Raw genomic sequence first — 4672 nt, forward strand, 5'->3', positions numbered from 1 at the left:
CAATCATTCTTTTTAATTTAATAGCCCTTAAAATCAAAAAGAGGCTTTCTTTAAACCAAATGTATCATATTTGGGCGTTTACGATTGCCTTTCAAACTGTCTTTGACGTTTATATTGATTTTAAATATCATGCTTATTGGTATTTCTCCAAGGGTGTGGATTGGAATTCATTCATAGCACTCATTTTTTTAGTCCCACCTGTGAACGTTGTATTTTTAAATTTTTATCCCTTTCGCAAGTCAGTTAGGAAGAAAATAGTGTATTTTGCTGGATGGGAGATTGTTTTATTACTTTACGAAACCGTTACATTACTTCCAGAACCGTGGGGATACTTTCACTACGGATGGTGGACGTTATGGCATTCGCTCATGATAAATCCCATTCTTCTCTTCATCTTGTTAGGATACTATAAATGGATAGTTAAATTAGAAAAAAGGTCACAGTTGGCAGTGTAGTTAAATATTAATACAGCTGTTATAAGAGATATTTACTCCAAAACGCTCTAGTAAAAAACAATCGAAGCGATCTCGTAAACCAATAAGGGAAAAATCGACCTGAGCTTAATCTGAAAATGAACACAGAAGCTTTACCTTCTGTGTTCATTTGTTTGCTCAAAAAATCGTCCGTAATATTTTAACCTGCACCAATTTCTTTAAAAATATTAGTTGCTTCTAGAATAATGTTTTAAAAACTTCTCCATTAAAGATAATAGAAGAGATAAATCATCTTCAAAATGTTCTTTACCTTCTTTATGGGTCTCATTAAATTTATCTTTACTCTTATCTTTTGATTTTTGACGTGATTTATTTGAATGTGATTCATATGTTTCTACTTGGATTGTTTCAGATCCTTGTGACATAGGTTCTTCGGTTATATCCATTTTAATTTTAGGACCATAACTAACATTTTTAATGTGGATGATCGTAATCCGAACCACTTCATCATCCGTGACCACATAAACAAAGTCGTCCTTTACCTCAATAAGGATCCCCTCTACCATATCAGGACCGCCACGATTGATTCTCACCCAAAGATAACTCAAGGATTCAAGCAATTCTTGGAAATTTTCAGCCTTTTTATATTCAAGATCCTCTGGAACTTCAATGTCCATTTCAAACTGCCTATTCTTATTTTCAGTAAAACTCTTAATGTGACGAGTATGGTAATATACGACCCCGTCATTCTCTGTGAGAACTGTGAAGAAATCGTCACCTGCATCTAGCAACTTCCCTATTCTGGACTCTGGGCCGCCTCGGTCAACCCTAATTACCTTATCTGAAAAATACTGCTTGATGTCCTTACCCACTAAAAATCTCCCCTTAATTAACTAATTATTTACACTGCATGTATATGTATCACGGCAGGAAGTTGTCCTAGGTAAAGGCCTGTCTTTAAATTTTTAGGTCATATTCAATGGATATTTAAAGACTTCCAGGTAAAAGGCCTATGCGACCATAACCTCTTCTTCAACCCCCACCCGTTTTGTGGGGAGTTTCCAAAAAGCTATAAAAACTAACCTCGCCCCTTTTCAAGTAGTACCAAATTGGCGGCAAAACGAAAAAAAGAGCCTTACTCGGCTCTTTCAATTGATTGACGTAATGTTCATTCTTAGGTTATCTGAGGTAAGAGAATAATAAACTCTGTCCCCTGGCCTTTTTGACTGTTCACTTGTATTTTACCTTTGAAAGAACGGACAATTTGGTAACTTACCATCATTCCAAGTCCTGTTCCACTTTCCTTCAAGGAATAAAACGGAGATCCAAGCCTCTCAATTTGCTTTTTGGTCATACCAATTCCTTCGTCCTTAATAGTAATTTTCACATAATCTTCATCCGTTGTAGAACAGGAAATCCAAACGATTCCACCATTCGGCATGGACTCAATTGCATTTTTCAAAATATTAATCAAGGTCTGTTTCAATTTTTGAGGATTTGCATAGATCCAACAGTAGTCCAGAATATCTGATTTAATCTCAACATTATGGTTCATGGAATAACTTTGGAGGATATTTATTACACGATGTAACTGATAACCTGCGTTGACTCGTTCGTTGTTATTGAGGGTCGGTTTTCCAAAAGACAAAAAATCATTAATAATTTCATTTGCACGGTCTAATTCTTCAATGGATAGTTGGATATATTCCTTCTTTTGATCAGGCAAATCAGGCTCGTTAAGAAGTTGCAGAAATCCCCTAGTAACTTGCATTGGATTTCTAATTTCATGAGCGAAAACACTCGTCAACTCACTGATCACTCGTAATTTCTCAGAGTTTTGCATCTCTACTCGCAGTTGATGAATCTCCCTGATTGTTTCAGTTAACCTAGTAAAGAACCAAGTAACCACCACTACAAAGATAAGATGAATAATCGGTACTTTAAGATACTCAATGGTAAATCCTCTTAAAATTCCCAAAATAGTTAATCCAATAAGACAGTAGTAAAAGGAAAGACCTACCGCAATTTTAACCCTTTTATCTTTCTTCGACATTGCAAACTTTTTTTGAAATAGTAAGAAAACAGGCAGTGATCCTAATAAAACAAGAACAGTATTATAAAATCCTACACTGATTCCATCAGAAAGCCGATAAAGGATAATTAAGGTTGATAAGCAGATACTTGACCAAAAACCACCGTATAAGCTACCAAATAATAGTGGTATAATTCTTAGCTCCAGACGGGCATTTTGACCAAAAGTCACCGGAAAGGACATGCAAAGGACGATCGATATTCCCCACAAAAAGGACATGATGATGTTTCTTTTTTGATCACTCTTTACTCTCTCCGTAATAAAGGTAAAGTAAATAAATATGGGCATAACCATAAAGGTTAGTTGCAGCAAAAAGTCTTTTAGAATATTCATTTTCATTACCTTTCATATTCTGTTCTACATCTGAATTCTGCCTATTAGTCTGTATGTTTTTACCAGTTACTTTCATTCATCCATACTTTTAGAAATAACCTTATATTTCTAATTCATCCATATTATACTTCAAAATTTAGATAATTTGTCGATTTTTGTTTTATCGGATCAACACTGTAACTTAGGTTATCTTTCAAAGTGTTAAAAAGGGCATTAATGGGGAGAGCTAATCAAAAGAATGTTCATCTATCAGTTTTTTAGGTATCAAATTAGATGGTATAATAGTGGATATGAAATAGTTAGGAGGATGCCGCAATGACCACATTTGAAAAGTTAAAGCCTATTATAGCAGACCAACTAGGTGTCAATATGGAGGAAATCAATCCGAATGCATCATTCAAAGATGACTTCGAAGCTGATTCACTTGATATGGTGAACCTGACGATGGAAATTGAAGATGAATTTGCTATTGAAATTAGTGACAAAATAGCAGCTACACTTCAAACAGTCGGTGATGTTGTAAATTATATTGAAAAACGTTAAAAAAATGGGGAAGCGGGTTGCCTATACGAAGCTGCAGGCAACCGCTGCCCCCTTCAAAATCAGGGCAGGAAAAAGTCTACTATACGATTGGCTATTCTAGAAATATTCCAAGGTTTCGATTCAACGTTCTACTTTGTTTTCAATTACTTCTAGGTTGAGTTACACTCTTCTGAATGATTATTCTTCTTTAAATGCTACCCTGCCTCAATTTATTTAAATATGTCACCAGCGTTACGATATTATTTCTACTATGTAAAGATTATTAAATTAACTATTTATTAAGTTTAAAAATAGGTGTATGATATTATTTAAAAAAAGACGAGGTCATCATATGAATTCTACATTATCACAACCATCAACAACAAAAACAAGAGCCATCGTGATTAATGCACTTTTCATCGCATTAACACTTGTAGCCACCATGTTCATCAACCTAAGGCTCCCAATCATGGGTAACGGAGGACTTATCCATCTGGGGAATGTTCCTCTTTTTATCGCCGCCCTGGTTTACGGCAAAAAAACAGGAGCCATAGCAGGTGCCTTCGGAATGGGTTTATTCGATATTATCTCTGGTTGGGCAATATGGTCACCCTTTACCTTTATTATCGTAGGGACAATGGGCTTTTTAGCCGGACTCATTTCAGAAAAGCTACCTGGTAAGAGAGTTTTGGTAAACACTGTGGCAGTTGCCGTGGCATTAATAATCAAAGTGGTAGGCTACTATTTTGCTGAAGTAATCCTTTACGGTAACTGGATACAGCCATTCGGCTCCATCCCTGGAAACATTATGCAGGTTGTACTAGCCGGTATTATTGTTGTACCTTTGGTAGGACGCTTAAACAAAAAAGTTGGCTAACTATAGGAATGAAACATATTTTTGGATGTTATTTGAACTAGTATTGTAAAGATAGCAGTAACCAGCACCGAAAATAAAAAGAGTATTGCTACTTTCAAACAAGAGAGGATATTTCCTCTCTTGTTTTCATTTTTTAGACCAGTGAAGTTTTAGAAAGCTTATCCATATAATAAAAGGCTTTGCTTTATTTCAAGCAAAGCACTTTAAATTAGAATATTAATTATTTTAAAAAAACTTTTAAATTCCAGAATCTTTTACTTAATTTGACCATTGTTTCAAGACTTGTTCTTTTGCAATTAAATAAACTTCTTCTTCTGTTTGATCTTTGGTTGCTATGACGTTCGTTTGGTAGGTTTTTCCGTTGTGCGTTACATAGACTGTATAATTGTACATTTTCATCTATCTCCTTTATCT

At 35.0% G+C, this 4672-nt stretch carries 6 protein-coding genes; 3 read left to right on the top strand and 3 right to left on the bottom strand.

What is annotated here, in order from left to right:
* Positions 1 to 2: 2 nt before the first annotated feature.
* Positions 3 to 455, top strand: coding sequence for a hypothetical protein (locus V7266_RS29970; RefSeq protein WP_335472902.1), 453 nt, complete (start codon positions 3 to 5; stop codon positions 453 to 455).
* A gap of 206 nt (positions 456 to 661) precedes the next feature.
* Here V7266_RS29970 and V7266_RS29975 read toward each other — a convergent pair whose 3' ends face one another.
* Together V7266_RS29975 and V7266_RS29980 are read right to left on the bottom strand one after the other, a co-directional pair.
* Positions 662 to 1306: a spore coat protein gene (locus V7266_RS29975; RefSeq protein WP_335472904.1), complete on the bottom strand. Its 645-nt coding sequence runs from the start codon at positions 1304 to 1306 to the stop codon at positions 662 to 664.
* Positions 1307 to 1608: 302 nt separating this feature from the next.
* Positions 1609 to 2859 (bottom strand): ATP-binding protein, encoded by a 1251-nt coding sequence (locus V7266_RS29980; RefSeq protein ID WP_335472906.1) that lies wholly within the window; start codon positions 2857 to 2859, stop codon positions 1609 to 1611.
* A gap of 315 nt (positions 2860 to 3174) precedes the next feature.
* Here V7266_RS29980 and acpP point away from each other — a divergent pair, with 315 nt between their 5' ends.
* Positions 3175 to 3402 carry an acyl carrier protein gene (gene acpP, locus V7266_RS29985; RefSeq protein ID WP_335472907.1) on the top strand — a complete coding sequence of 76 codons (228 nt, stop codon included), beginning with the start codon at positions 3175 to 3177 and terminating at the stop codon, positions 3400 to 3402.
* Positions 3403 to 3733: 331 nt separating this feature from the next.
* Entirely contained in the window at positions 3734 to 4258 is a 525-nt protein-coding gene (locus V7266_RS29990; protein WP_335472909.1) for an ECF transporter S component, read from the top strand.
* 258 nt (positions 4259 to 4516) lie between these two features.
* Here V7266_RS29990 and V7266_RS29995 read toward each other — a convergent pair whose 3' ends face one another.
* Complete coding sequence (locus V7266_RS29995) at positions 4517 to 4651, bottom strand: BA3454 family stress response protein (RefSeq protein ID WP_335472910.1); 135 nt, start codon at positions 4649 to 4651, stop codon at positions 4517 to 4519.
* Positions 4652 to 4672: the final 21 nt, after the last annotated feature.

The sequence above is a fragment of the Neobacillus drentensis genome (assembly GCF_036965645.1).
Classification (GTDB): domain Bacteria; phylum Bacillota; class Bacilli; order Bacillales; family Cytobacillaceae; genus Neobacillus; species Neobacillus drentensis_D.

Coding starts and splice junctions, on each gene's coding strand:
- V7266_RS29980 (WP_335472906.1), bottom strand. CDS start 2,859: ATGAATATTCTAAAAGACTTTTTGCTGCAACTAACCTTTATGGTTATG.
- V7266_RS29995 (WP_335472910.1), bottom strand. CDS start 4,651: ATGTACAATTATACAGTCTATGTAACGCACAACGGAAAAACCTACCAA.
- V7266_RS29990 (WP_335472909.1), top strand. CDS start 3,734: ATGAATTCTACATTATCACAACCATCAACAACAAAAACAAGAGCCATC.
- acpP (WP_335472907.1), top strand. CDS start 3,175: ATGACCACATTTGAAAAGTTAAAGCCTATTATAGCAGACCAACTAGGT.